Origin of the sequence: Pantoea sp. UBA7232, from assembly GCF_002473195.1 — a bacterium.
Lineage (GTDB): Bacteria > Pseudomonadota > Gammaproteobacteria > Enterobacterales > Enterobacteriaceae > Pantoea > Pantoea eucrina.
Genome location: NZ_DKTK01000018.1, coordinates 149,241 through 171,170, shown reverse-complemented (window position 1 = coordinate 171,170; position 21,930 = coordinate 149,241). Strand labels below are relative to the sequence as shown.

The following is a 21,930-nucleotide window of genomic DNA, read 5'->3' as shown; positions in this document are numbered from 1 at the left end:
CAGGCAGCACAGTATCAGAGGGGAAGAGCAAACTGAGTTTTTTCAGGATGTAGCGAACGGAACAGGAGATGGTAGCGGGAGAAGGATTCGAACCTTCGAAGTCGATGACGGCAGATTTACAGTCTGCTCCCTTTGGCCGCTCGGGAATCCCGCCTGGGATATAAAGCTCAGATTCAGGCACTGCAGAGTGATTCAGATGGTGGCGGGAGAAGGATTCGAACCTTCGAAGTCGATGACGGCAGATTTACAGTCTGCTCCCTTTGGCCGCTCGGGAATCCCGCCACTTGCCTGAATCTTTGTGCCTGAAGGCGGGGCGCATCATATCAAATGCGTTCCGCCTGTAAAGCACCGGATGTAAAAATAAAACCTGTTTGCCCGTTTTTTACGCGTAGCGCTGAAGAGTTAGACAATTCAGCGCCCTGGCGCCAAAACGCCGCGCTTAAAGAATAATCGTGCGGTTGCCATAAACAAACACGCGCTGGCCGAGCACTTTATAGAGCGCGCGACTCAGCACGTTTTTTTCCACATCGCGTCCGGCGCGCATCATCTCTTCAGCGGTATAGCTGTGATCCACGTTAATGACATCCTGCATAATGATTGGACCTTCGTCCAGGTTGTCATTGACGTAATGCGCCGTTGCGCCAATGATTTTAACGCCGCGTTCATACGCCTGATGATAAGGACGCGCGCCAATAAAAGCTGGCAGGAACGAGTGGTGAATATTGATGATCTGGTTAGGGTAGCGCTGCACAAAAGCAGGCGTCAGCACGCGCATATATTTTGCCAGCACCACGTAATCAGGCTGATAGCGATCGATCTCTTCCGCCATGCGGTTGTCATGCTCTTCGCGCGTTTTGCCTTCATGGCTGACCAGCACAAAAGGAATATCAAAACGTTCTACCAGCGAGCGCAGCGTATCGTGATTGCCGATCACCGCAGCGATCTCCATATCCAGACCGCCAAACGCGCTTTTCATCAGCAGGTCACCCAGGCAGTGCGCCTCTTTTGTGACCAGAATAACGACGCGGCGGCGACCGGCAGTGTGCAGCTCACGCACCGAACCGGTCGGCAGAGCGCTATCCAGATCGGCCAGCAGCGTATTGTCGTTAAAAATGCCTTCCAGCTCGGTGCGCATAAAAAAGCGGCCGGTGCGGTGATCGACAAACTCATTGTTTTGCACAATGTTGAGTTCATGCTTGTAGCAAATGTTGGTGATCTTGGCGATCAGACCTTTAGCATCAGGGCAAATGGTCCGTAAAACTTTTCGTTGCAGTGTTTGCGCTTGCATCTCAGTCAAGGTCCTGTCAAAGCGATAAGGGTATTACCATTGCGGCGAAGCGGATATCAGCCACAACATTTTTTGTATTTTTTGCCAGAGCCGCAGGGGCAGCGATCGTTACGCCCGATTGCTGGCGCTGTTCCATCCACATAGTACCAGCGACCCTCCTCCCGAAGAAAGCGTGAACGTTCAGCGATCGCTGACTCGCGCTCTTTTTCGCGGTAGCGCGCAAAAAAGGTCACAAAGGCTTCGTTCTCATGGATGCCATGATTACAACAGGTTACATTTAGTCCGAGCCACGTTGTACCGGCAAAACTTTCAGATAAACGCGCCGTCAGATCGACGCTGCGCTGGCTGGCGTGCCAGGTTTCTGTCAGATAAACTGCATTACACGTGGCGTAGGCCGTATAGCGAGATCGCATCAGCTGTTCAGCACTTAGCGGGATGGCCTCGCCGTTTAAAAAGGGCTGACAACATACGCTATACTGCTTCCCGCTGCAGCAGGGGCACTTTTCGGACACATCATCTCCTGAGAGTGGTTAACGTTATCATAGGCGTGCGCTATGGTAGCCGACTGCGTGGCATGATGCTACGTACCAGCAGCATCACGAGGTAAGATGAGAAAGGTCAAGATTGGACTGGCTCTGGGATCGGGCGCCGCGAAGGGCTGGGCGCATATCGGCGTCATCAATGCGCTGGAGCGTGCCGGTATTGAAATTGATGTGGTAGCGGGCTGCTCAGTCGGCGCGCTGGTTGGTGCCGCCTACACCAATGGTCACCTGGCAAAGATGGAGAAGTGGGTCAGCGCGTTTCGCTACTGGGATGTTATACGCCTGATGGATCTCTCCTGGCAGCGCGGGGGACTGTTACGCGGCGATCGCGTTTTCAGTCATATTCGCCAGCTGATCCCGCATGACCAGATTGACGGCGGCCTGAAACCGTTTGGCGTGGTTGCCACCAACCTGAGTACCGGCCGTGAGCTCTGGCTGACTGAAGGCGATCTGCATCAGGCCGTGCGCGCTTCCTGTAGTATGCCAGGCTTATTACCACCTGTTGGCTACAATGGATACTGGCTGGTGGATGGCGCGGTGGTAAACCCGGTGCCCATCTCCCTGACGCGCGCACTTGGCGCCGACATTGTTATTGCGGTCGATCTTCAGCATGATGCGCATCTGATGCAGCAGGATCTGCTGTCGGTAACGCCGGAAAACGGCGATGACGCGGCAGAGGCGCTCTCGTGGGGTAAAAAATTACGTCAGCGTCTGATGGGATTTTCCCGCCAGCGCGCGGCGCAGTCACCTGGCGCAATGGAGATCATGTCGACCTCAATTCAGGTGCTGGAAAACCGCCTGAAACGTAACCGTATGGCGGGCGATCCGCCGGATGTGCTGATTCAGCCGTTTTGTCCGCAGATTTCAACGCTGGATTTTCATCGTGCTGAAGAGGCGATGGCTGCCGGTAAGGCGGCCGTAGAGAAAAAAATGGATGAACTATTACCACTGGTCCGTAGCAGATAGTCAGTTGTTCATTCAGGGGGGTTGTCGCTGATGACAATAATTAAAGGCGCAACTGCATTTTATGAACCACTATTGCAATATCTGGTACGCAGGGGGAGAGAATGGAAAAACCACTACTCGGCAAAAAGATACTCATTGTCGAAGATGAGGTCGTTTTCCGTTCATTGCTGGAAAATGTACTGACCAGTCTGGGGGCAACCGCCCTGCAGGCCGGCGATGGGCTGGAAGGCCTCGACATTCTGTCGTCGCACAGCGCCGATCTGGTGATTTGCGATCTGGAAATGCCCCGGATGGGCGGTATTGCGTTTGTTGAGCATCTGCGCAGTCAGGGGAATACGGTGCCTGTACTGGTCATATCTGCTACCCAGAATATGGCTGATATCGCGCACGTGCTGCGGCTTGGCGTGCAGGATGTATTACTGAAACCCCTGAAAAATATCGAACGCTTCCGCGAGGCTGTTTTTGAGTGTCTTTATCCCTCAATGTTCACCTCGAAAGTGGAGGAGGATGAGCAGCTGTTTCAGGACTGGGATGCGCTGGCCCGCGATCCGATCGCCGCGGCAAAGCTGCTGAAGCAGCTGCAGCCGCCGGTGCAGCAAACCATTGCGCACTGCCGCATCAACTACCGACAGCTCACCATGGCGGAACAGCCAGGGCTGGTTCTGGATATCGCTGCGCTCTCCGATAAAGATCTCGCCTTTTACTGTCTCGATGTTACCCGGGCGGGCGACAACGGCGTGCTGGCCGCGCTGCTGCTGCGGGCGCTATTCAACGGTTTACTGCAGGAGCAGCTGTCCGGACAGCATCATCGGCTGCCGGAACTCAACGGTCTGCTGCGTCAGGTGAATATGCTGCTGCGCCAGGCAAACCTTACCGGGCAGTTCCCGCTTCTGGTGGGATATTATCATCGCGAACTGCGTAAATTAATTCTGGTTTCAGCAGGGCTTAATGCCACGCTGCACCTGGAAACGCAGCAGCTGCAGTTAAACAGCGGTGTACCGCTGGGTACGATGGGGGGGACCCATCTTAATCAGATTTCTCAGCATACCGGTGCCTGGCAGTGCCACGTCTGGGGTGCCGGCGGCAGGCTCCGTCTGATGTTATCGGGTGAAGAATAAGCAGTTAAACAGCGGGTTAAATCAGTTAAGCGACAGCGCCAGACCTATCCTTTACACTTGGGTAAAAGTCTTAAATTCCATGGATTAACTTTATCCAGGATAATTCCGCCTGATACTAACTGATATACTCATTTCGTTTTTTAAACCGACATATCAAGTATTAACTTGAGCGGCCTATTAAGAGAGGTATTTGATGTCTGCCTATAAGTCAAAAGTAAAAAAAGCGGTAATCCCGGTTGCAGGTTTAGGTACGCGTATGCTGCCAGCGACCAAAGCTATTCCAAAAGAGATGTTACCGCTGGTCGATAAGCCGTTGATCCAGTATGTCGTAAATGAGTGTATTGCTGCGGGCATTAACGAAATTGTGCTGGTTACGCACTCTTCTAAAAACTCAATCGAAAACCACTTTGATACCAGCTTCGAACTGGAAGCCATGCTGGAGAAGCGTGTTAAGCGTCAGCTGCTGGATGAAATCCAGTCTATCTGTCCGCCACACGTCACCATTATGCAGGTGCGTCAGGGTATCGCTAAAGGTCTGGGCCATGCGGTCATGTGTGCACATCCGCTGGTAGGCGATGAGCCGGTAGCAGTCATTCTGCCAGACGTTATCATCGACGAATATGAGTCAAACCCGACCAAAGACAACCTGGCAGAGATGCTGGCGCGTTTTGAAGAAACCGGTCACAGCCAGATCATGGTTGAGCCAGTAGCAGACGTAACCGCATACGGTGTGGTTGACTGCAAAGGCGCCGAGCTGAGCGCGGGCCAGAGTGCACCGATGGTGGGCGTTGTTGAGAAGCCAAAAGCGAATGAAGCGCCTTCAAACCTCGCGGTAGTAGGTCGTTATGTTCTTTCTGCTGATATCTGGCCTCTGCTGGCTAAAACCCCTCCGGGTGCAGGCGGCGAAGTTCAGCTGACCGACTCTATCGCTATGCTGATGGAAAAAGAGACTGTAGAAGCTTATCACCTGACTGGCGTCAGCCACGACTGTGGTAACAAGCTGGGTTACATGCAGGCTTTTGTTGAGTACGGCGTACGTCACCCGGTGCTGGGCAAAGATTTTGCACAGTGGCTGGACAACGCGGTAGGCAATAAAAAGTAATTCATTAAGCACAGGATAATTTAATGAAAGTCACTGTATTTGGTATCGGCTATGTCGGTCTGGTTCAGGCTGCGGTGTTGGCCGAAGTCGGACATGACGTTCTCTGCATTGATGTCGACGCGAACAAAGTCGAAAACCTGAAAAAGGGTGTTATCCCGATTTTTGAACCGGGTCTGACGCCGTTGGTGATGTCCAATTATGAGTCGGGCCGCCTGAAATTCAGTACTGACGCCAAAGAGGGCGTTAATCACGGGGTGATGCAGTTTATTGCTGTTGGCACACCGCCTGACGAAGATGGTTCTGCCGATCTGAAATATGTGACCGCGGTTGCGCGCACGATTGCAGAACATATGAACGATCACAAAGTCGTTATCGATAAATCAACTGTGCCAGTCGGCACAGCCGACCGCGTACGCAATGTGATGCAGGAGACGCTGAAACAGCGTGGCGCCAGCGTTTCTTTCGATGTGGTTTCCAACCCGGAATTCCTCAAAGAGGGTGCGGCCGTTAACGACTGCATGCGACCAGAGCGTATCGTTGTCGGTACTGACAATGATGATGTGGTGGAACTGCTGCGCGAGCTCTATGAGCCGTTCAACCGTAACCACGATCGCATGATCCTGATGGATATCCGCAGTGCAGAGCTGACAAAATATGCGGCAAACTGCATGCTGGCGACCAAAATCAGCTTTATGAACGAGATCTCTAATCTCGCTGAGCTGCTGGGCGCTGACGTGGAGAAAGTCCGTCAGGGTATCGGTTCTGATCCCCGTATCGGCTATCACTTCATCTATCCGGGCTGCGGCTACGGCGGTTCCTGCTTCCCGAAAGATGTGCAGGCGCTGATCCGTACAGCAGAGTCTATTGGCTATAAACCGCGCCTGCTGCAGGCGGTGGAAGAGGTCAATGACGCGCAGAAAAACAAACTGCCTGCCTTTATCAAGCGCCATTTTGGTGACGATCTGCGCGGCAAGACGTTTGCGCTGTGGGGCCTGGCGTTTAAACCCAACACCGACGATATGCGTGAAGCCTCCAGCCGTGTGCTGATGGAAGCGTTATGGGAAGCGGGTGCTACGGTTCAGGCTTACGATCCGGAAGCGATGGAAGAAGCGCAGCGCATCTATGGTCACCGTGACGATCTGAAACTCACAGGGACTAAAGAAGCGGCACTGCAGGGCGCTGATGGTCTGGTTATCTGTACCGAATGGCAGAATTTCCGGGCGCCTGATTTTGACGTAATTAAAAATGCGTTAAAACAACCCGTGATTTTTGATGGTCGTAACCTGTATGATCCAGAGCGTATCAGCAAACGCGGTTTCGTTTATTATGCAATCGGCCGCGGAGCGTCTATTCAAATTGCGTAATAAATGAGGGATGTATGAATTTTCTGGTTACCGGCGCAGCAGGATTTATCGGTTTTCACGTAAGCCAGCGTTTGCTCGCTGCCGGTCACCAGGTTGTTGGTATCGACAACCTGAATGACTATTATGATGTCAGCCTGAAACAGGCTCGCCTCGATCAGATTTCACCGCATCCCGCATTTACTTTTATTAAAATGGACCTGGCCGATCGCCAGGCCATTTCCTCTCTGTTTGAACAGCACGCGTTTGAGCGCGTTATCCATCTCGCCGCGCAGGCGGGTGTGCGTTACTCAATCGATAACCCGCACGCTTATGCAGATGCTAACCTCACCGGCCATCTGAATATTCTGGAAGGCTGCCGTCACCATAAGATTGGCCACCTTCTTTATGCATCTTCAAGCTCAGTTTATGGGCTGAACCGCAAAATGCCGTTCTCCACCGATGACAGCGTTGATCACCCGGTTTCCCTCTATGCGGCGACGAAAAAAGCCAACGAACTGATGTCGCATACTTATTCGCACCTTTATCAGCTGCCGACAACCGGACTGCGTTTCTTTACCGTGTATGGCCCATGGGGCCGGCCCGATATGGCGCTGTTTAAATTTACCCGTGCAATGCTGGCAGGCGAGGCGATCGACGTTTATAACCGCGGTGAGATGACGCGCGACTTTACCTATATCGATGATATCGCTGAGGCGATTGTTCGCCTGCAGGCGGTGGTACCACAACCTGACAGCGCATGGAGCGTGGAGCACGGCTCCCCCGCCAGCAGCTCTGCGCCTTATCGGGTATATAACATTGGTAACAGTCAGCCAACGCGCCTGATGGCCTATATAGAGTCGCTGGAGAAAGCTTTGGGCATTGAGGCAGTGAAGAACATGCTGCCGATGCAGCCCGGCGATGTACTGGGCACCAGCGCAGATACGCAGCCTCTCTATGACGCCATCAATTTCCGGCCGCAGACCAGCGTTGAGCAGGGCGTACAGCAGTTTGTCGACTGGTATCGCGACTTTTATCAGAAATAAGCGCATAAAAAAAGGAAGCCGCAGGCTTCCTTTTTTTTACCTGGCGAAACGAATATTGCAGTAAAAGTGCAGACAGTTAAAACGAAGCGCGCGGATTACAGCAGGAAATCGTCCAGCTGTTTACCATCTTCTTCAATCGCTTTTTTAATTACGGCAGGCGTGCGGCCCTGACCGGTCCAGGTGCGGCTTTCACCGTTTTCATCTACATAGCTGTACTTGGCGGGACGGGCAGCGCGACGCGCTTTGGTCACCGTTTTGTTTTCTGATAATGCGTTCAGCAGTTCATTAGGATCGATGCCGTCAGCCAGCAGCATTTCGCGATACTGCTCCAGTTTGCGGCTGCGTTCAGCATTTTCAGCCTGAGCATGACTCTCTTCTTCACGACGCTCATTAACCACTACGTCAAGTTTTTCAAGCATCTCTTCCAGGGTTTCCAGAGAGCATTCGCGAGCCTGAGCACGCAATGTACGGATATTATTAAGGATTTTAAGTGCTTCGCTCATTGTTCTTATCTCAGAATATAAAAAGGAGTGGTTAAGCTGTTCCATAATAGTGGCGGGAATATATAACTGCAATAGTGAAACCTGAGTGAGGACATTTATTTATTTTTTTAGTTATGTCAGCAGAGTTAATTATCAATCGCTGTGCTGCATAAATTATCCGCGATATGTCTCGTTGCGTGCCGGCTATTCCATTTGGCTGAGATTAAATTAACCGCTATTAGTGATTTAACCGCAGCGTGCCGGCATTGATTTTCAGCATCCAGCAGCGTGGCTTTCTGCTGCGGTAAACCTGTCGTTTGTGAGGTGCTATGCGGCAATACATTTGTGTTAAACTGCCGCCTTCTGAATTTAGTATCCCCGGAGAGACTGGTAAGTGGCTCAACTCTATTTCTATTACTCGGCGATGAATGCGGGTAAATCCACCGCGCTGCTGCAATCTTCCTATAACTATCAGGAGCGCGGCATGCGCACCCTGGTCTATACCGCAGAGATAGACGATAGATTTGGTGCCGGCGTGGTCAGCTCACGAATCGGGCTCTCTTCGCCTGCCTGTCTGTATAATGATAAAACAGAACTGGCCGAAGCCATTGCGGAAGAACATGCGCGCCAGCCCGTACACTGCGTGCTGGTTGACGAAAGTCAGTTTCTGACGCGTGAGCAGGTTTATGCGCTCTCTGACGTGGCGGACAATCTTGATATTCCGGTTCTCTGCTACGGTCTGCGTACTGACTTCCGCGGTGAGCTGTTCACCGGCAGCCAGTATCTTCTTGCCTGGGCCGATAAACTGGTCGAGCTTAAAACAATTTGCCACTGCGGCCGTAAGGCGAGCATGGTGCTGCGCCTTGACGGGGAGGGCAGACCGTTCAGCGAAGGTGAGCAGGTCGTAATTGGCGGTAATGAGCGCTATATATCCGTATGCCGGAAACATTACAAGCAGGCGATTAATCTGGGTACGCGTGAGGCCATATATGGCGCTAATCCGCCACCGGTTTAATCAGCCAGCCATAAAAAAACCCGCCGCGGCGGGTTTTTTATTTTCAGCGGACTACGCTTTCTTTACTTTTTTTTCACGGGCAGCGGACTGCAGCTCGCAGATTTCTGCAGAGGGTATGTCCGTTTCTGAATAATCACGTCCGTAGAACGTATCCAGCATAATCTGTTTCAGCTCAGCAATTAATGGATAGCGCGGATTGGCGCCGGTGCACTGATCGTCAAAAGCGTCTTCAGCCAGCTTATCTACTTTCGCCAGGAAATCCGCCTCCTGCACGCCTGCTTCCCGAATAGAAGAGGGAATACCGAGCTGCGTTTTTATTTCATCCAGCCACGCCAGCAGTTTTTCGATTTTCTGCGCCGTGCGATCCCCGGGCTGAGTCAGGCCGAGATGGTCAGCAATTTCCCCATAGCGGCGCCGTGCCTGCGGCCGGTCATACTGGCTGAACGCCGTCTGTTTCGTCGGGTTATCATTGGCGTTATAGCGGATGACGTTACCGATAAGCAGCGCGTTTGCCAGCCCGTGCGGGATATGAAACTCTGAGCCAAGTTTATGGGCCATAGAGTGGCACACCCCGAGGAAAGCGTTGGCAAAGGCAATGCCGGCGATTGTCGCCGCGTTGTGTACGCGTTCACGTGCAACCGGATTTTTCGCGCCATCGCGATAGCTGGCGGGCAGGTTCTCTTTAAGCAGCTTCAGCGCCTGCAGTGCCTGTCCGTCTGAGTACTCACTGGCAAGCACCGAAACGTACGCCTCCAGCGCATGCGTCACCGCATCAAGACCGCCAAAGGCGCAGAGCGAGCGCGGCATATCCATCACCAGGTCGGCATCGACAATCGCCATATCCGGCGTTAGGGCGTAGTCCGCCAGCGGATATTTTTGCCCGGTGGCGTCATCGGTGACAACGGCAAAGGGGGTGACTTCTGAGCCGGTGCCTGACGTGGTAGCGATCGCGACCATGCGCGCTTTCACGCCCATTTTCGGGAATTTGTAGATACGTTTACGGATATCCATAAAGCGCAGCGCCAGCTCTTCAAAATGCGTTTCCGGATGCTCATACATGACCCACATGATTTTCGCTGCGTCCATCGGTGAACCACCGCCCAGGGCGATAATCACGTCGGGCCGGAAACTGTGCATCTGCTCTGCACCCTTACGCACAATACTCAGGGTCGGATCGGCTTCCACTTCAAAGAATATTTCGGTTTCAATACCCTGTGATTTCAGCACCCGCGTAACGCGCTCGGCATAGCCGTTATTAAACAGAAAGCGATCGGTAACGATAAACGCGCGTTTCGCTCCCTCAGCAGCAACCTCTTCCAGCGCAATCGGAAGAGAGCCGCGGCGGAAGTAGATAGACTTCGGTAACTTATGCCACAACATATTTTCTGCTCGCTTAGCCACAGTTTTCTTATTGATCAAGTGTTTAGGGCCCACGTTTTCAGAGATAGAGTTGCCCCCCCAGGAGCCGCAGCCCAGCGTCAGGGAAGGGGCAAGTTTGAAGTTGTAAAGATCGCCAATGCCGCCCTGTGAAGCCGGGGTGTTGATCAGGATGCGGGCCGTTTTCATTTTGTCGCCAAAATAGTGGATCCGCCCGGCCTCGTTATCCTGATCGGTGTAGAGACAGGATGTGTGACCAATGCCGCCCATCGCGACCAGCTTCTCTGCTTTTGCTACCGCGTCCGCATAATCTTTTGCCCGATACATCGCCAGCGTCGGCGAGAGCTTTTCATGTGCAAAAGGCTCCGATTCATCAACGGCTGACACCTCGCCAATTAAAATTTTGGTGCCCGGCGGGACACTAATGCCGGCAAGCGCAGCAATATTGCAGGCGGGCTGGCCCACAATTGCCGCGTTCAGTGCGCCGTTTTTCAGCAGGATATTCTGAACCGCGCTCAGCTCATGGCCCTGCAGCAGATAGCCGCCGTGGCTGGCAAACCGTTCGCGGACCGCGTCATAGACGGCATCAACGATAATGACCGATTGCTCAGAGGCACAGATCACGCCGTTATCGAACGTTTTAGACATTAAAATGGAAGCGACCGCGCGTTTGATGTCAGCCGTTTCATCAATCACCACCGGCGTATTGCCCGCGCCAACGCCAATCGCCGGTTTACCTGAGCTATAGGCCGCTTTAACCATGCCCGGGCCGCCGGTCGCCAGAATCAGGTTGATATCCGGATGATGCATGAGCTGACTGGAAAGCTCGACCGAAGGCGCATCGATCCAGCCGATGATATCTTTGGGAGCGCCCGCAGCAATAGCCGCCTGCAGCACGATATCGGCTGCTTTATTGGTGGCATTTTTTGCGCGCGGATGAGGAGAAAAAATAATGCCGTTGCGGGTTTTCAGGCTGATAAGCGCCTTGAAAATAGCCGTGGAGGTAGGGTTGGTGGTAGGGACGATACCGCAGATGAGGCCAATGGGTTCGGCAATGGTAATGGTGCCAAAGGTATCATCGCTTGCCAGCACGCCACAGGTTTTTTCATCTTTGTACGCGTTGTAGATATATTCTGAAGCGAAATGATTTTTGATCACTTTATCTTCAACAATACCCATGCCCGATTCCGCTACCGCCATCTTAGCCAGCGGAATGCGGGCGTCAGCTGCCGCCAGCGCCGCGGCGCGAAAAATTGCATCAACCTGCTCCTGGCTAAAACTGGCAAACTCGCGCTGCGCGCGTTTTACACGTTCAACCAGTGCATTGAGTTCGGCAACATTGGTTACGGCCATAATACTCTCCTGAGGAAGTTAAACTTTTTTAATAAACAGGCCAGCGCAGAGAAAGAAATCAGCTAAGGTTTGACAGGGCAGGCCCGTCTGTTTAGTAAAAAGGTCTGACGTGAATGATTTACTGCACCCAGCGTAGCGCTGGTGGAGAGACGTAATCATGATGCAGATCAAGAGAGGCTGCAGCGGTGAGCGGTCAGCCAGATCGTTTACGACTAAAGGCGCCGTTTTTTAGACGCTGCTGTTCTGCAGGCATACATGAAAACAGCCAGATTTTTATGCCATCTCTGTGGCGGACATATAGCAGATATTTCTGCCATATACGCTGTTTTTCAGCAGACATATGCACTACATTAAGCGCGTTTTTTTGACTTTTTCAGGAGCCTGTTGTGACCCCCGTGCTACTCGATCTTTCCGGCTATATAAAATTTTTTGTCGGCCTGTTTGCGCTGGTGAATCCGGTAGGCATCATTCCGGTTTTTATCAGCATGACCCGCTATCAGGCGGTGGCTGAACGCAACAAAACCAATCTTACAGCCAACCTTGCGGTCGCGATTATTCTCTGGACCTCGCTGTTTCTTGGCGATGGGATCCTGCATCTGTTTGGTATCTCAATCGACTCTTTCCGAATCGCAGGCGGCATACTGGTTGTGACCATTGCGATGTCGATGATTAGCGGCAAGCTGGGTGAGGATAAGCAAAACAAGCAGGAAAAATCAGAAACGGCTATTCGTGAAAGCATCGGTGTTGTCCCGCTGGCGCTGCCGCTCATGGCAGGGCCGGGGGCTATCAGTTCCACTATCGTCTGGAGTTCGCGCTATCACAGCTGGCTTAATTTGCTGGGTTTTACGCTGGCGATTGCGGTTTTCGCCTTTTGCTGCTGGTTACTGTTCAGAGCGGCGCCGTTAATGGTACGGATATTGGGTCAGACCGGAATTAACGTCATTACCCGTATTATGGGGTTGTTATTAATGGCGTTAGGGATTGAATTTGTCGTCACCGGCATAAAAGCAATCTTTCCAGGATTACTGAATTAGACCTGACCTGTTTTTTGCTGAAAAACATCTTCATGAACCAAAAGGGTGCATCGCGACGTACAGATGCACCTTTTTGGTGAAATTAGTTATCGGGCTACTTTCAGGCTCGCTTTTATCACTTTTACTACTCAGTCAGCCATCCCTGCTTAATATCCGCTTATTAATGTGATTATTGTCACAGATTTACCTGCTGCTAAATCCGCGCTGAAAGTGATTAGCTGTGCCTCTCTTGTAAAGTAGTCGCTGAATATTCCGCTTTGAAGTAAAAACTCAATAGATTTGCGCAGAATGAGTTTTGCATAAAATAAGTGCGCGCATAATCGCCAGAATTGCTTAAATAATAATATTTATCAATGCTTTAACTGATATTTAGCGGAAATAATTAACGCTTTCAACGTTATCCCGGACATGATAAAAGAGAAATAGCTAACATTTTTCTGCATTGGCTTTGGCGCAACGGGATAGCTTCTGATAATTTCTGGCACTCTCAGGATTTTTATCGCTCTCTCAGCAGATGTGTACGATTTTTGCTTATTAGCACGCGGGCGTAGTTATACCGGCAACGCGTATCAGAAACCGGCAGCTGAACGCTTTCTTTATCAAAAGAACAGTGAGTGAGTCGTCAGCAAATATCATTACCCGCTGGCGGCTTGCTGAAGTCACCCGGAAGGGGACAGGGATCTTTGCTCGAACGAGACGAAGATCGCCCGGTAAACGGGATACGTCAGGCGCGATAGCGCACCGACGACAATAATAAAACTGGAGCATAACAATGAACAACATCACGAAAAAAAGTCTGATTGCGGCCGGCGTTCTGGCCGCAATTGCCTCTCTGACAGGGAACGCTGCGCTGGCTGCAACGGTACCGGCTGGCGTTGAGCTGGCCGCCAAACAGGAGCTGGTGCGCGGTAACGGTGACGAAGTTCAGTCGCTCGATCCGCATAAAATTGAGGGCGTACCGGAAGATAATATTGCCCGCGATCTCTATGAAGGGCTTATCGTCAGCGATGCCAGCGGCAAACCGGTTCCGGGCGTTGCAGAGAGCTGGGAAAACAAAGATTTTAAAGTCTGGACTTTCCATCTGCGTAAAAATGCCAAATGGTCTAATGGCGAGCCGGTTACCGCACAGGATTTCGTCTACAGCTGGCAGCGTCTGGTTGACCCGAAAACGGCGTCACCTTATGCCAGCTATCCGCAGTATGGCCATATCGCTAACGTTGATGAAATTATTGCCGGTAAAAAGCCGACCTCTGAACTGGGCGTAAAAGCGCTGGACGATCATACGCTGGAAGTTACGCTAAGCCAGCCGGTACCTTACTTTTATAAGCTGCTGATCAATGCCGTGATGTCACCGGTCTATAAGCCTGCAATCGAAAAATCGGGCGATCAGTGGACGCAGCCGCAGAACTGGGTAGGAAACGGCGCGTTTAAACTGGAAGCGCACGTTATCAACGAGCGCGTCACGCTGGTACGCAACCCGCAATACTGGGATAACGAACATACGGTACTGAACAAAGTCACCTTCCTGCCCATCAACTCAGAAGTGAGCGATGTGAACCGCTACTTCTCTGAAAATGGCAGCGACATCACCTATAACAATATGCCGATTGAGCTGTTCAAAAAGCTGCAGCGCGATAATGGCAAAGAGCTGATGGTAAAACCGTATCTCTGCACCTACTACTACGAGATCAATAACCAGAAAGCGCCTTTCACTGATGCCCGCGTGCGCACCGCGCTGAAGCTGGGTCTGGATCGCGACATCATGGTGAATAAGGTACTGGCGCAGGGTCAGCTGCCCGCCTACAGCTATACACCGCCGGCAACCGATGGCATGGAACTGCTGCCGCCGGACTGGTTTAAATGGGATCAGAACAAGCGTAACGCAGAAGCGAAAAAACTGCTGGCTGAAGCAGGCTATACCGCAGATAAGCCACTGACGTTTAACCTGCTGTATAACACCTCAGATCTGCACAAAAAGCTGGCAATCGCGGCGTCCTCTATCTGGAAAAAGAACCTCGGCGTTAATATCAAGCTGGAGAATCAGGAGTGGAAAACGTTCCTGGATACCCGTCATCAGGGCAACTACGACGTTTCACGTGCGGCCTGGTGCGCGGACTATAACGAACCGACCTCCTTCCTGAACACCATGCTGTCCGACAGCAGCAGTAATACAGCGCACTACAAGAGCGCTGATTTTGACAAAGTGATCCATGATGCTGTGAAAGCTGCCGATGAAAAAGCGCGCGTGGCTGACTACCAGCAGGCAGAGCAGATTCTGGATAAAGACAGTGCCATCGTGCCGGTCTATTACTACGTCAACGCCCGTCTGGTTAAGCCTTACGTCGGTGGCTATACCGGTAACGATCCGCTGGATAAAACGCTGGATAAGAACCTGTACATCATTAAGCACTAATAGCACACAGGCTATCGACAGTGGCGGTGCTGCGGCACCGCTTTTTTGATTTTGTGAAGCAACAGCCTGGCAGGTACGGCAATGTTAAAATTTATTCTGCGTCGGCTTCTGGAAGCGATTCCGACGCTCTTTATTCTGATCACCATCTCGTTTTTTATGATGCGTTTAGCGCCGGGCAGCCCGTTTACCGGCGAGCGCACGCTCTCCCCTGAGGTGATGGCCAATATTGAAGCCAAATACCATCTCAACGATCCGATTGGCAAACAGTACCTGAGTTATCTGGGTCAGCTGGCGCACGGCGATTTTGGTCCTTCGTTCAAATATAAGGACTATTCGGTTAACTATCTGGTAGGGCACGCCTTCCCGGTCTCCGCGAAGCTGGGACTGGCGGCCTTTTTCCTGGCGGTGATCCTGGGCGTAACCGCTGGCGTTATCGCGGCGCTGAAGCAGAACAGCCTGTGGGACTACGCCGTCATGGGGGTGGCGATGACCGGCATTGTTATCCCGAGCTTTGTTGTGGCGCCGCTGCTGGTATTAATTTTTGCCATTACGCTGCGCTGGCTGCCGGGCGGCGGCTGGAACGGCGGGCAGTGGAACTACATGCTGCTGCCGATGGTGGCGCTCTCGCTGGCTTATATCGCCAGCATCGCCCGTATTACGCGCGGTTCCATGATTGAGGTCATGCACTCAAACTTCATTCGTACGGCTCGGGCAAAAGGGTTGCCGCTGCGCCGTATCGTGCTGCGCCATGCGCTCAAGCCTGCGCTTTTGCCGGTGCTCTCCTATCTGGGGCCTGCTTTTGTCGGCATCATTACCGGTTCGATGGTAATTGAGTCGATCTATGGCCTGCCCGGTATCGGCCAGCTGTTTGTTAACGGTGCGCTAAACCGTGACTATTCGCTGGTAATGAGCCTGACGATTCTGGTCGGCGTGCTGACTATTCTGTTTAATGCGATCGTTGATGTGCTTTACGCCGTTATTGATCCCAAGATTCGCTATTAAGGGTGGAGCACGCTCATGATGTTAAGCAAAAAAAACAGTGACGTGGTGGATGCCTTCAGCGAAAAGCTCGAGGTGGAGGGGCGCAGCCTGTGGCAGGATGCACGCCGCCGCTTTATTCACAACCGTGCGGCGCTGATCAGCCTGCTGGTGCTGCTGCTGATTGCCCTGTTTGTGGTGTTTGCGCCGATGCTGGCGCAGTTTAACTATGATGATACTGACTGGGCGATGATGTCGTCGCCGCCGGATACGGTTTCAGGCCACTGGTTTGGAACGGACTCCTCCGGGCGCGATCTGCTGGTGCGGGTGGCGATTGGCGGACGTATCTCACTGATGGTGGGCATCGCCTCTGCACTGATTGCGGTGCTGGTGGGAACGCTCTATGGCTCGCTGGCGGGCTATCTCGGTGGCAAAATCGACTCGGTGATGATGCGTATTCTGGAGATCCTTAACTCCTTTCCGTTTATGTTTTTTGTGATCCTGCTGGTGACCTTTTTCGGCCGCAATATTCTGCTGATCTTTGTCGCCATCGGCATGGTCTCCTGGCTCGATATGGCGCGTATTGTGCGCGGTCAGACGCTGGGACTAAAACGCAAAGAGTTTATCGAAGCGGCTCAGGTAGGGGGCGTCTCCACGGCCAGTATCGTGCTGCGCCACATTGTGCCTAACGTACTGGGCGTCGTAGTGGTCTACGCCTCGCTGCTGGTGCCCAGCATGATTCTGTTTGAATCTTTCCTGAGCTTCCTGGGTCTGGGCACGCAGGAGCCGCTCAGTAGCTGGGGCGCGCTGCTGAGTGACGGAGCGAACTCGATGGAGGTTTCTCCGTGGCTCCTGATGTTCCCGGCCGGCTTTCTGGTGGTCACGCTATTCTGCTTTAACTTTATCGGCGATGGTCTGCGTGATGCCCTCGACCCGAAAGATCGCTAAGGAGTTTCCCGATGAGTTTTGAAACCACAACGCCAGCGCGTGCTGTGCCGGCGGGAAGCCCGGAGCTGCTGCTGAATGTGCAGGATCTGCGCGTAACCTTTACCACGCACGACGGCGACGTTACCGCCGTCAACGATCTCAATTTTTCACTGCGTGCCGGGGAAACCCTTGGCATTGTAGGTGAGTCAGGCTCCGGCAAATCGCAGACGGCGTTTGCGCTGATGGGGCTGCTGGCAAAGAACGGCCGCATTGACGGATCGGCACGTTTTAACGGGCAGGAGATCCTGAACCTGCCCGAAGGCAAGCTGAACAAGCTGCGTGCGGAGCAGATTGCCATGATATTTCAGGACCCCATGACCTCGCTCAATCCCTATATGCGGGTAGGGGAGCAGCTGATGGAAGTTCTGCAGCTGCACAAAGGCATGAACAGCGCGCAGGCTTTTGAAGAGTCGGTACGCATGCTGGATGCGGTAAAGATGCCGGAAGCGCGGAAGCGGATGAAGATGTATCCGCATGAATTTTCGGGCGGGATGCGCCAGCGCGTGATGATTGCCATGGCGCTGCTGTGTCGTCCTAAGCTGCTGATTGCCGATGAGCCCACCACTGCACTGGATGTAACGGTTCAGGCGCAGATCATGACGCTGCTTAATGAGCTGAAACGCGAATTTAACACCGCCATCATTATGATCACGCACGATCTTGGCGTCGTAGCCGGGATCTGCGACAAAGTACTGGTGATGTATGCCGGGCGCACCATGGAGTATGGCCGTGCCCGCGATGTGTTTTATCAGCCGGCGCATCCATACTCTATCGGGCTGCTGAATGCGGTACCGCGACTCGATGCAGAGGGTGAGTCTCTGACGACCATTCCCGGCAATCCGCCAAACCTGCTGCGGTTGCCGCAGGGCTGTCCGTTCCAGCCACGCTGCGCTTATGCAATGGAGATATGTGCCGCTTCGCCGCCGCTGGAGCCGTTTGCCGACGGACGCCTGCGCGCCTGCTTCAAACCGGTGGAGGAGTTAGTATGAGCACCGTTGTGGAAGAGAAAAAAGTACTGCTGGAGATAGCCGATCTTAAAGTGCATTTTGAGATCAAAGATGGCAAACAGTGGTTCTGGCAGCCGCCGAAGACGCTGAAAGCGGTGGATGGTGTCAGCCTGCGGCTGTATGAGGGCGAGACGCTGGGTGTGGTAGGCGAATCGGGCTGCGGTAAATCGACGCTGGCGCGCGCTATCATCGGGCTGGTGAAAGCGACCGAAGGGCGTGTCGCCTGGCTGGGACGCGATCTGCTGGGGCAGAGCGCGGAAGAGTGGCGTCAGGCCCGCAGCGATATTCAGATGATTTTTCAGGACCCGCTGGCGTCACTGAACCCGCGTATGACCATTGGCGACATTATTGCTGAACCGCTGCGCACCTATTATCCAAAAATGCCGCGTCAGGAGGTCAGAGACAAGGTCAAAGCGATGATGATGAAAGTCGGCCTGCTGCCGAATCTTATCAACCGCTATCCGCACGAGTTCTCTGGCGGCCAATGTCAGCGTATCGGTATTGCGCGCGCGCTGATCCTGGAGCCGAAGCTGATTATTTGTGATGAGCCAGTCTCAGCACTGGATGTCTCTATCCAGGCGCAGGTGGTGAATCTGCTGCAGAAACTGCAGCGCGAGATGGGGCTGTCGCTGATATTTATTGCGCACGATCTGGCGGTGGTGAAACATATCTCCGATCGCGTGCTGGTGATGTATCTGGGCCATGCCGTTGAGCTGGGTACTTATGATGCGGTGTACAACGATCCGCAGCATCCCTATACCCGGGCGCTGATGTCGGCGGTGCCGATCCCCGATCCTGACCTGGAGAAGAACAAGCAGATCCAGCTGCTGGACGGGGAGCTGCCTTCGCCCATCAATCCGCCTTCAGGCTGCGTGTTTCGTACCCGCTGTCCGATTGCCGGGCCGGAATGTGCCAAAACCCGCCCGCTGCTGGAGGGCAGTTTCCGCCATGCGGTATCCTGCCTGAAAGTGGATCCGCTCTGACGCCAGTCAGCAGGCTCTGAATAGCAAAACGCCGGGCAAAGGCCCGGCGTTTTTATTGCTGACTTATTCGCGCCAGAGAATATGGCAGAGCTTATGATCCTTCTCACGGCAGAGCAGCACGCGGGCAAATACATCCGTGATAGGTTCGCCATCGGCTTCACCCAGACCAATCACAACCTCTGAGAAAAAGTCGGGATTTAAGTCAAAATCAACATGTTCCTGCCAGTCTTCCGACGGGTCAAACAGCTCTGCGCCGCCACGCTCTTCAAACTGCAGGTTAAACAGAATAATATCAGCCGGATCGAGGTTATCGCCCGCCAGCTCCAGAAAAATATCGTAGGCCTGCTCCAGCGTTTCATCATCGGTCAGGCGGTTGTCTAAATCCATGGTCATGTGCTTATCCTGCGGCGGTAATCTTTCCGCTCGTTTTACAGTAATGGACTAAAGAAGTAAAACAGTCGTTCAACGATGCGCTGCCACCAGGCACGTTTCGCCCAGCGGGCGTTGTCCAGCAGGCGCGAACGGGCAATATAGTCATCCTGCACGGTAGCGAGATCGCTGCCAAAACCATCATCATCTACCACCAGGGTGATCTCAAAATTGAGCCACAGGCTGCGCATATCAAGGTTCACCGTGCCCACCAGGCTGAGCTGCCCGTCAACCAGCACACTTTTGGTATGCAGCAGGCCATCTTCAAACTGATAGATTTTTACGCCCGCTTCCAGCAGTTCCGTAAAGAATGCCCGGCTGGCCCAGCCAACCAGCAGTGAATCGTTGTGACGCGGGACAATAATACTGACCTCTACGCCGCGCAGCGCAGCCGTGCAGATAGCGTGCAGCAGATCGTCGCTGGGAACAAAATAGGGGGTAGTCATGATCAGCTGCTCGCGCGCGGAGTAAACCGCGGTCAGCAGCGCCTGATGGATCATATCCTCGGGGAAACCCGGCCCGGAAGCGATAACCTGAATAGTGTGGCCGCTCTCCTGTTCAAACGGCATGATGTTGCCGTCTGGTGCCGGAGGCAGAATACGCTTACCGGTCTCAATCTCCCAGTCGCAGGCGTAAACGATCCCCATTGTGGTGGCAACAGGCCCCTCCATCCGCGCCATCAGATCGATCCACTGCCCGACACCGGCATCCTGCTTAAAGAAACGCGGATCGACCAGGTTCATGCTGCCGGTGTAGGCGATGTAGTTGTCGATGAGGACGACTTTGCGGTGCTGCCGCAGATCCATACGCCGCAGGAAGACACGCAGCAGGCTGACCTGCAGCGCCTCAACCACATCGATCCCGGCGTTACGCATCATATTTGCCCATGGGCTACGGAAAAAGGCGACGCTGCCGGCAGAATCGAGCATCAGACGACAGTGCACGCCCCGGCGTGAGGCTGCCATCAGCGACTCCGCCACATCGTCAGCCAGGCCGCCTGGCTGCCAGATATAGAACACCATCTCGATATTATGACGCGCCAGCTGAATATCACGGATTAGCGCCTGCATCACCTCATCGCTGCTGGTCAGCAGCTGCAGCTGATTGCCTTTGACGCCAGCGATCCCCTGCCGGTGCCGGCAGAGATCAAAAAGCGAGCGTGCAACGTCGCTGTGCTCGGTGGCAAAGATATGCCGGCACTGCCTGAGGTCGGTGAGCCACTTAGCCGTAGAGGGCCACATGGTGCGGGCGCGCTCGGCCCGGCGCTTGCCAAGATGCAGCTCCCCGAACGAGAGATAGGCGATAATCCCTACCAGCGGCAGAATATAGATGATCAGCAGCCAGGCCATAGCTGAGGTCACTGCGCGACGTTTCATCAGAATACGCAGCGTTACACCCGCAATCAGCAGCCAGTAGCCAAACAGCAGTAACCAACTGATCAGGGTATAAAAGGTGGTCATTGAGTGGACATCCTGTTCGCGCATTTATAGGCAAAGTTTACGTGCTGATGCGCTGTAGCGAAACCTTAATCTGCCCTGAGATTTATCGATAAAGGTTTCGAATTGGCATTTCTGTGCAGATCACTATAATGCGTGCCGAAATATGCCGGACTGAGAGAGTGTCATGAGACGAAGCAGAAATGAAGTGGCCCGCTGGAGAATGTTACGCCAGGTGCATCGCCGTCGTGCCCGCTGGCTGGAAGGCCAGTCGCGTCGCTATAAGCGCATCCATGCCATTCGTCACCAGGTTGCGCAGCAGCAGCGCCGTTCAATTCTGTTTATTACGCAGAATATGTGAGACCGGCGCGGCTGGGTTCGTTAATGGCCGCGCAGCATCAGCGTAATGTTGACGATCTGCGCCGCCGCCGCCAGGACTATCAGCATGACAATCTGCTGGCGCGCCTGAAGCCAGCCCTGACGGCGCCAGATCCAGAGCGCACGACCGGTAAGCAGCAGTGCCACCAGTAGCAGTAGCAGTGATAACATCACGAATTAAAATACCCGCTTAAACGGCTTAACGGTAACTTTTTCGTAAACGCCAGCGGCGATATAGGGATCGTCCTGAGCCCAGGATTGCGCCGCCTCCAGCGAATCAAACTCTGCGACAATTGCCGAGCCGCTAAAGCCAGCGGGGCCTGGATCGTTGCTGTCGACCACTGGTAGCGGGCCGGCAACAATCAGTCGTCCCTCATCCTGCAGCAGCTGCAGACGAGCAAGGTGCGCTGGGCGCACGCTGTTGCGTTTTTCCAGTGAATCTGCGGTATCTTCCGCGTAGATGAGGTAAAGCACGATGGGATACTCCCGTTAGACTGGCCGAAATTGCGAGACACGTTAAGGGATCGCCCGGCAGAGTGCAAACGAAACCTCAGGGCAATCGGCGCCAGCGCAAGCGGGGTTAAAAAAAAGAGGAAACGGGGCACTTTTACGCTGCTTATTGAAACTGATTGCTATTTGCATTTAAAATCATCTTC

General features: G+C 53.4%; 21 protein-coding genes and 2 tRNA genes. 13 read left to right on the top strand and 10 right to left on the bottom strand.

Going from position 1 to position 21,930, the window contains the following annotated elements; all coding sequences use genetic code 11:
- Window positions 1-69: 69 nt before the first annotated feature.
- The 4 genes from B4056_RS15285 to B4056_RS15270 all read right to left on the bottom strand — a co-directional run bounded on the left by B4056_RS15285 (window position 70) and on the right by B4056_RS15270 (window position 1,800).
- A tRNA-Tyr gene (locus tag B4056_RS15285) sits at window positions 70-154 on the bottom strand.
- Window positions 155-197: 43 nt separating this feature from the next.
- Window positions 198-282: transfer RNA gene (locus B4056_RS15280), tRNA-Tyr, on the bottom strand.
- A 157-nt stretch (window positions 283-439) separates the two neighbouring features.
- Window positions 440-1,288, bottom strand: a complete 849-nt coding sequence (gene purU, locus B4056_RS15275) for a formyltetrahydrofolate deformylase (protein ID WP_039384674.1) — start codon at window positions 1,286-1,288, stop codon at window positions 440-442.
- Window positions 1,289-1,344: 56 nt separating this feature from the next.
- Window positions 1,345-1,800, bottom strand: a complete 456-nt coding sequence (locus tag B4056_RS15270; protein ID WP_288655201.1) for a YchJ family protein — start codon at window positions 1,798-1,800, stop codon at window positions 1,345-1,347.
- Between the two features lie 96 nt (window positions 1,801-1,896).
- Here B4056_RS15270 and rssA point away from each other — a divergent pair, with 96 nt between their 5' ends.
- From rssA to B4056_RS15245, 5 genes are all read left to right on the top strand, one after another.
- Entirely contained in the window at window positions 1,897-2,796 is a 900-nt protein-coding gene (rssA, locus tag B4056_RS15265; RefSeq protein ID WP_039384669.1) for a patatin-like phospholipase RssA, read from the top strand.
- A gap of 101 nt (window positions 2,797-2,897) precedes the next feature.
- Entirely contained in the window at window positions 2,898-3,914 is a 1,017-nt protein-coding gene (rssB, locus tag B4056_RS15260; RefSeq protein ID WP_071668865.1) for a two-component system response regulator RssB, read from the top strand.
- A 193-nt stretch (window positions 3,915-4,107) separates the two neighbouring features.
- Window positions 4,108-5,016 (top strand): UTP--glucose-1-phosphate uridylyltransferase GalU, encoded by a 909-nt coding sequence (gene galU / locus B4056_RS15255; protein ID WP_039384664.1) that lies wholly within the window; start codon window positions 4,108-4,110, stop codon window positions 5,014-5,016.
- Between the two features lie 23 nt (window positions 5,017-5,039).
- Window positions 5,040-6,380 carry a UDP-glucose dehydrogenase family protein gene (locus B4056_RS15250; RefSeq protein WP_039384663.1) on the top strand — a complete coding sequence of 447 codons (1,341 nt, stop codon included), beginning with the start codon at window positions 5,040-5,042 and terminating at the stop codon, window positions 6,378-6,380.
- Window positions 6,381-6,394: 14 nt separating this feature from the next.
- Window positions 6,395-7,402 (top strand): NAD-dependent epimerase, encoded by a 1,008-nt coding sequence (locus B4056_RS15245; protein ID WP_094110954.1) that lies wholly within the window; start codon window positions 6,395-6,397, stop codon window positions 7,400-7,402.
- Between the two features lie 95 nt (window positions 7,403-7,497).
- Here the strand turns inward: B4056_RS15245 and hns are convergent, their stop codons facing one another.
- A complete protein-coding gene (gene hns / locus B4056_RS15240) occupies window positions 7,498-7,905 on the bottom strand; it encodes a histone-like nucleoid-structuring protein H-NS (RefSeq protein ID WP_039384658.1) in 408 nt (135 codons plus the stop codon).
- 373 nt (window positions 7,906-8,278) lie between these two features.
- On the opposite strand from hns, the gene tdk reads away from it, so the two are divergent.
- Window positions 8,279-8,899, top strand: coding sequence for a thymidine kinase (gene tdk, locus B4056_RS15235; RefSeq protein WP_039384655.1), 621 nt, complete (start codon window positions 8,279-8,281; stop codon window positions 8,897-8,899).
- Between the two features lie 51 nt (window positions 8,900-8,950).
- Here the strand turns inward: tdk and adhE are convergent, their stop codons facing one another.
- Complete coding sequence (gene adhE / locus B4056_RS15230; RefSeq protein WP_288655196.1) at window positions 8,951-11,629, bottom strand: bifunctional acetaldehyde-CoA/alcohol dehydrogenase; 2,679 nt, start codon at window positions 11,627-11,629, stop codon at window positions 8,951-8,953.
- 386 nt (window positions 11,630-12,015) lie between these two features.
- Between adhE and B4056_RS15225 the strand changes: the two genes are divergently transcribed.
- The 6 genes from B4056_RS15225 (at window position 12,016) to oppF (ending at window position 19,031) form a co-directional block, all read left to right on the top strand.
- The gene (locus B4056_RS15225; RefSeq protein WP_039384649.1) at window positions 12,016-12,663 is read left to right on the top strand and encodes a YchE family NAAT transporter; all 648 of its coding nucleotides are present in this window, start codon (window positions 12,016-12,018) and stop codon (window positions 12,661-12,663) included.
- Window positions 12,664-13,435: 772 nt separating this feature from the next.
- Window positions 13,436-15,076: an oligopeptide ABC transporter substrate-binding protein OppA gene (gene oppA, locus B4056_RS15220; protein WP_039384646.1), complete on the top strand. Its 1,641-nt coding sequence runs from the start codon at window positions 13,436-13,438 to the stop codon at window positions 15,074-15,076.
- Window positions 15,077-15,157: 81 nt separating this feature from the next.
- Window positions 15,158-16,078 (top strand): oligopeptide ABC transporter permease OppB, encoded by a 921-nt coding sequence (gene oppB, locus B4056_RS15215; RefSeq protein WP_039384644.1) that lies wholly within the window; start codon window positions 15,158-15,160, stop codon window positions 16,076-16,078.
- 15 nt (window positions 16,079-16,093) lie between these two features.
- Window positions 16,094-17,002, top strand: a complete 909-nt coding sequence (gene oppC / locus B4056_RS15210) for an oligopeptide ABC transporter permease OppC (protein WP_039384641.1) — start codon at window positions 16,094-16,096, stop codon at window positions 17,000-17,002.
- An 11-nt stretch (window positions 17,003-17,013) separates the two neighbouring features.
- On the top strand, window positions 17,014-18,030 hold the full coding sequence (locus B4056_RS15205) for an ABC transporter ATP-binding protein (protein WP_039384639.1): 1,017 nt from the start codon (window positions 17,014-17,016) through the stop codon (window positions 18,028-18,030).
- A complete protein-coding gene (oppF, locus tag B4056_RS15200) occupies window positions 18,027-19,031 on the top strand; it encodes a murein tripeptide/oligopeptide ABC transporter ATP binding protein OppF (RefSeq protein ID WP_039384638.1) in 1,005 nt (334 codons plus the stop codon). Before B4056_RS15205 ends, oppF begins: the two co-directional genes overlap by 4 nt.
- 63 nt (window positions 19,032-19,094) lie before the next feature.
- Here the strand turns inward: oppF and B4056_RS15195 are convergent, their stop codons facing one another.
- The gene (locus B4056_RS15195) at window positions 19,095-19,424 is read right to left on the bottom strand and encodes an HI1450 family dsDNA-mimic protein (RefSeq protein WP_199181676.1); all 330 of its coding nucleotides are present in this window, start codon (window positions 19,422-19,424) and stop codon (window positions 19,095-19,097) included.
- Between the two features lie 35 nt (window positions 19,425-19,459).
- Window positions 19,460-20,920, bottom strand: coding sequence for a cardiolipin synthase (gene cls, locus B4056_RS15190; RefSeq protein ID WP_039384637.1), 1,461 nt, complete (start codon window positions 20,918-20,920; stop codon window positions 19,460-19,462).
- 163 nt (window positions 20,921-21,083) lie between these two features.
- Between cls and B4056_RS15185 the strand changes: the two genes are divergently transcribed.
- A complete protein-coding gene (locus B4056_RS15185; protein WP_128083772.1) occupies window positions 21,084-21,257 on the top strand; it encodes a YciY family protein in 174 nt (57 codons plus the stop codon).
- 20 nt (window positions 21,258-21,277) lie between these two features.
- On the opposite strand, the gene B4056_RS15180 is transcribed toward B4056_RS15185, so the two are convergent.
- Together B4056_RS15180 and B4056_RS15175 are read right to left on the bottom strand one after the other, a co-directional pair.
- On the bottom strand, window positions 21,278-21,445 hold the full coding sequence (locus B4056_RS15180; RefSeq protein ID WP_288655192.1) for a hypothetical protein: 168 nt from the start codon (window positions 21,443-21,445) through the stop codon (window positions 21,278-21,280).
- 6 nt (window positions 21,446-21,451) lie between these two features.
- A complete protein-coding gene (locus tag B4056_RS15175; RefSeq protein WP_039384635.1) occupies window positions 21,452-21,748 on the bottom strand; it encodes a YciI family protein in 297 nt (98 codons plus the stop codon).
- Between the last annotated feature and the right edge of the window lie 182 nt (window positions 21,749-21,930).

Excerpts from the sequence above, each read along its gene's own strand:
- oppB (WP_039384644.1), top strand. The coding sequence starts at position 15,158 with ATGTTAAAATTTATTCTGCGTCGGCTTCTGGAAGCGATTCCGACGCTC.
- purU (WP_039384674.1), bottom strand. The coding sequence starts at position 1,288 with ATGCAAGCGCAAACACTGCAACGAAAAGTTTTACGGACCATTTGCCCT.
- hns (WP_039384658.1), bottom strand. The coding sequence starts at position 7,905 with ATGAGCGAAGCACTTAAAATCCTTAATAATATCCGTACATTGCGTGCT.
- adhE (WP_288655196.1), bottom strand. The coding sequence starts at position 11,629 with ATGGCCGTAACCAATGTTGCCGAACTCAATGCACTGGTTGAACGTGTA.
- B4056_RS15245 (WP_094110954.1), top strand. The coding sequence starts at position 6,395 with ATGAATTTTCTGGTTACCGGCGCAGCAGGATTTATCGGTTTTCACGTA.
- oppF (WP_039384638.1), top strand. The coding sequence starts at position 18,027 with ATGAGCACCGTTGTGGAAGAGAAAAAAGTACTGCTGGAGATAGCCGAT.
- B4056_RS15180 (WP_288655192.1), bottom strand. The coding sequence starts at position 21,445 with ATGTTATCACTGCTACTGCTACTGGTGGCACTGCTGCTTACCGGTCGT.
- B4056_RS15185 (WP_128083772.1), top strand. The coding sequence starts at position 21,084 with ATGAGACGAAGCAGAAATGAAGTGGCCCGCTGGAGAATGTTACGCCAG.
- oppC (WP_039384641.1), top strand. The coding sequence starts at position 16,094 with ATGATGTTAAGCAAAAAAAACAGTGACGTGGTGGATGCCTTCAGCGAA.
- cls (WP_039384637.1), bottom strand. The coding sequence starts at position 20,920 with ATGACCACCTTTTATACCCTGATCAGTTGGTTACTGCTGTTTGGCTAC.
- oppA (WP_039384646.1), top strand. The coding sequence starts at position 13,436 with ATGAACAACATCACGAAAAAAAGTCTGATTGCGGCCGGCGTTCTGGCC.
- B4056_RS15205 (WP_039384639.1), top strand. The coding sequence starts at position 17,014 with ATGAGTTTTGAAACCACAACGCCAGCGCGTGCTGTGCCGGCGGGAAGC.
- galU (WP_039384664.1), top strand. The coding sequence starts at position 4,108 with ATGTCTGCCTATAAGTCAAAAGTAAAAAAAGCGGTAATCCCGGTTGCA.
- rssA (WP_039384669.1), top strand. The coding sequence starts at position 1,897 with ATGAGAAAGGTCAAGATTGGACTGGCTCTGGGATCGGGCGCCGCGAAG.
- rssB (WP_071668865.1), top strand. The coding sequence starts at position 2,898 with ATGGAAAAACCACTACTCGGCAAAAAGATACTCATTGTCGAAGATGAG.
- B4056_RS15250 (WP_039384663.1), top strand. The coding sequence starts at position 5,040 with ATGAAAGTCACTGTATTTGGTATCGGCTATGTCGGTCTGGTTCAGGCT.
- B4056_RS15195 (WP_199181676.1), bottom strand. The coding sequence starts at position 19,424 with ATGACCATGGATTTAGACAACCGCCTGACCGATGATGAAACGCTGGAG.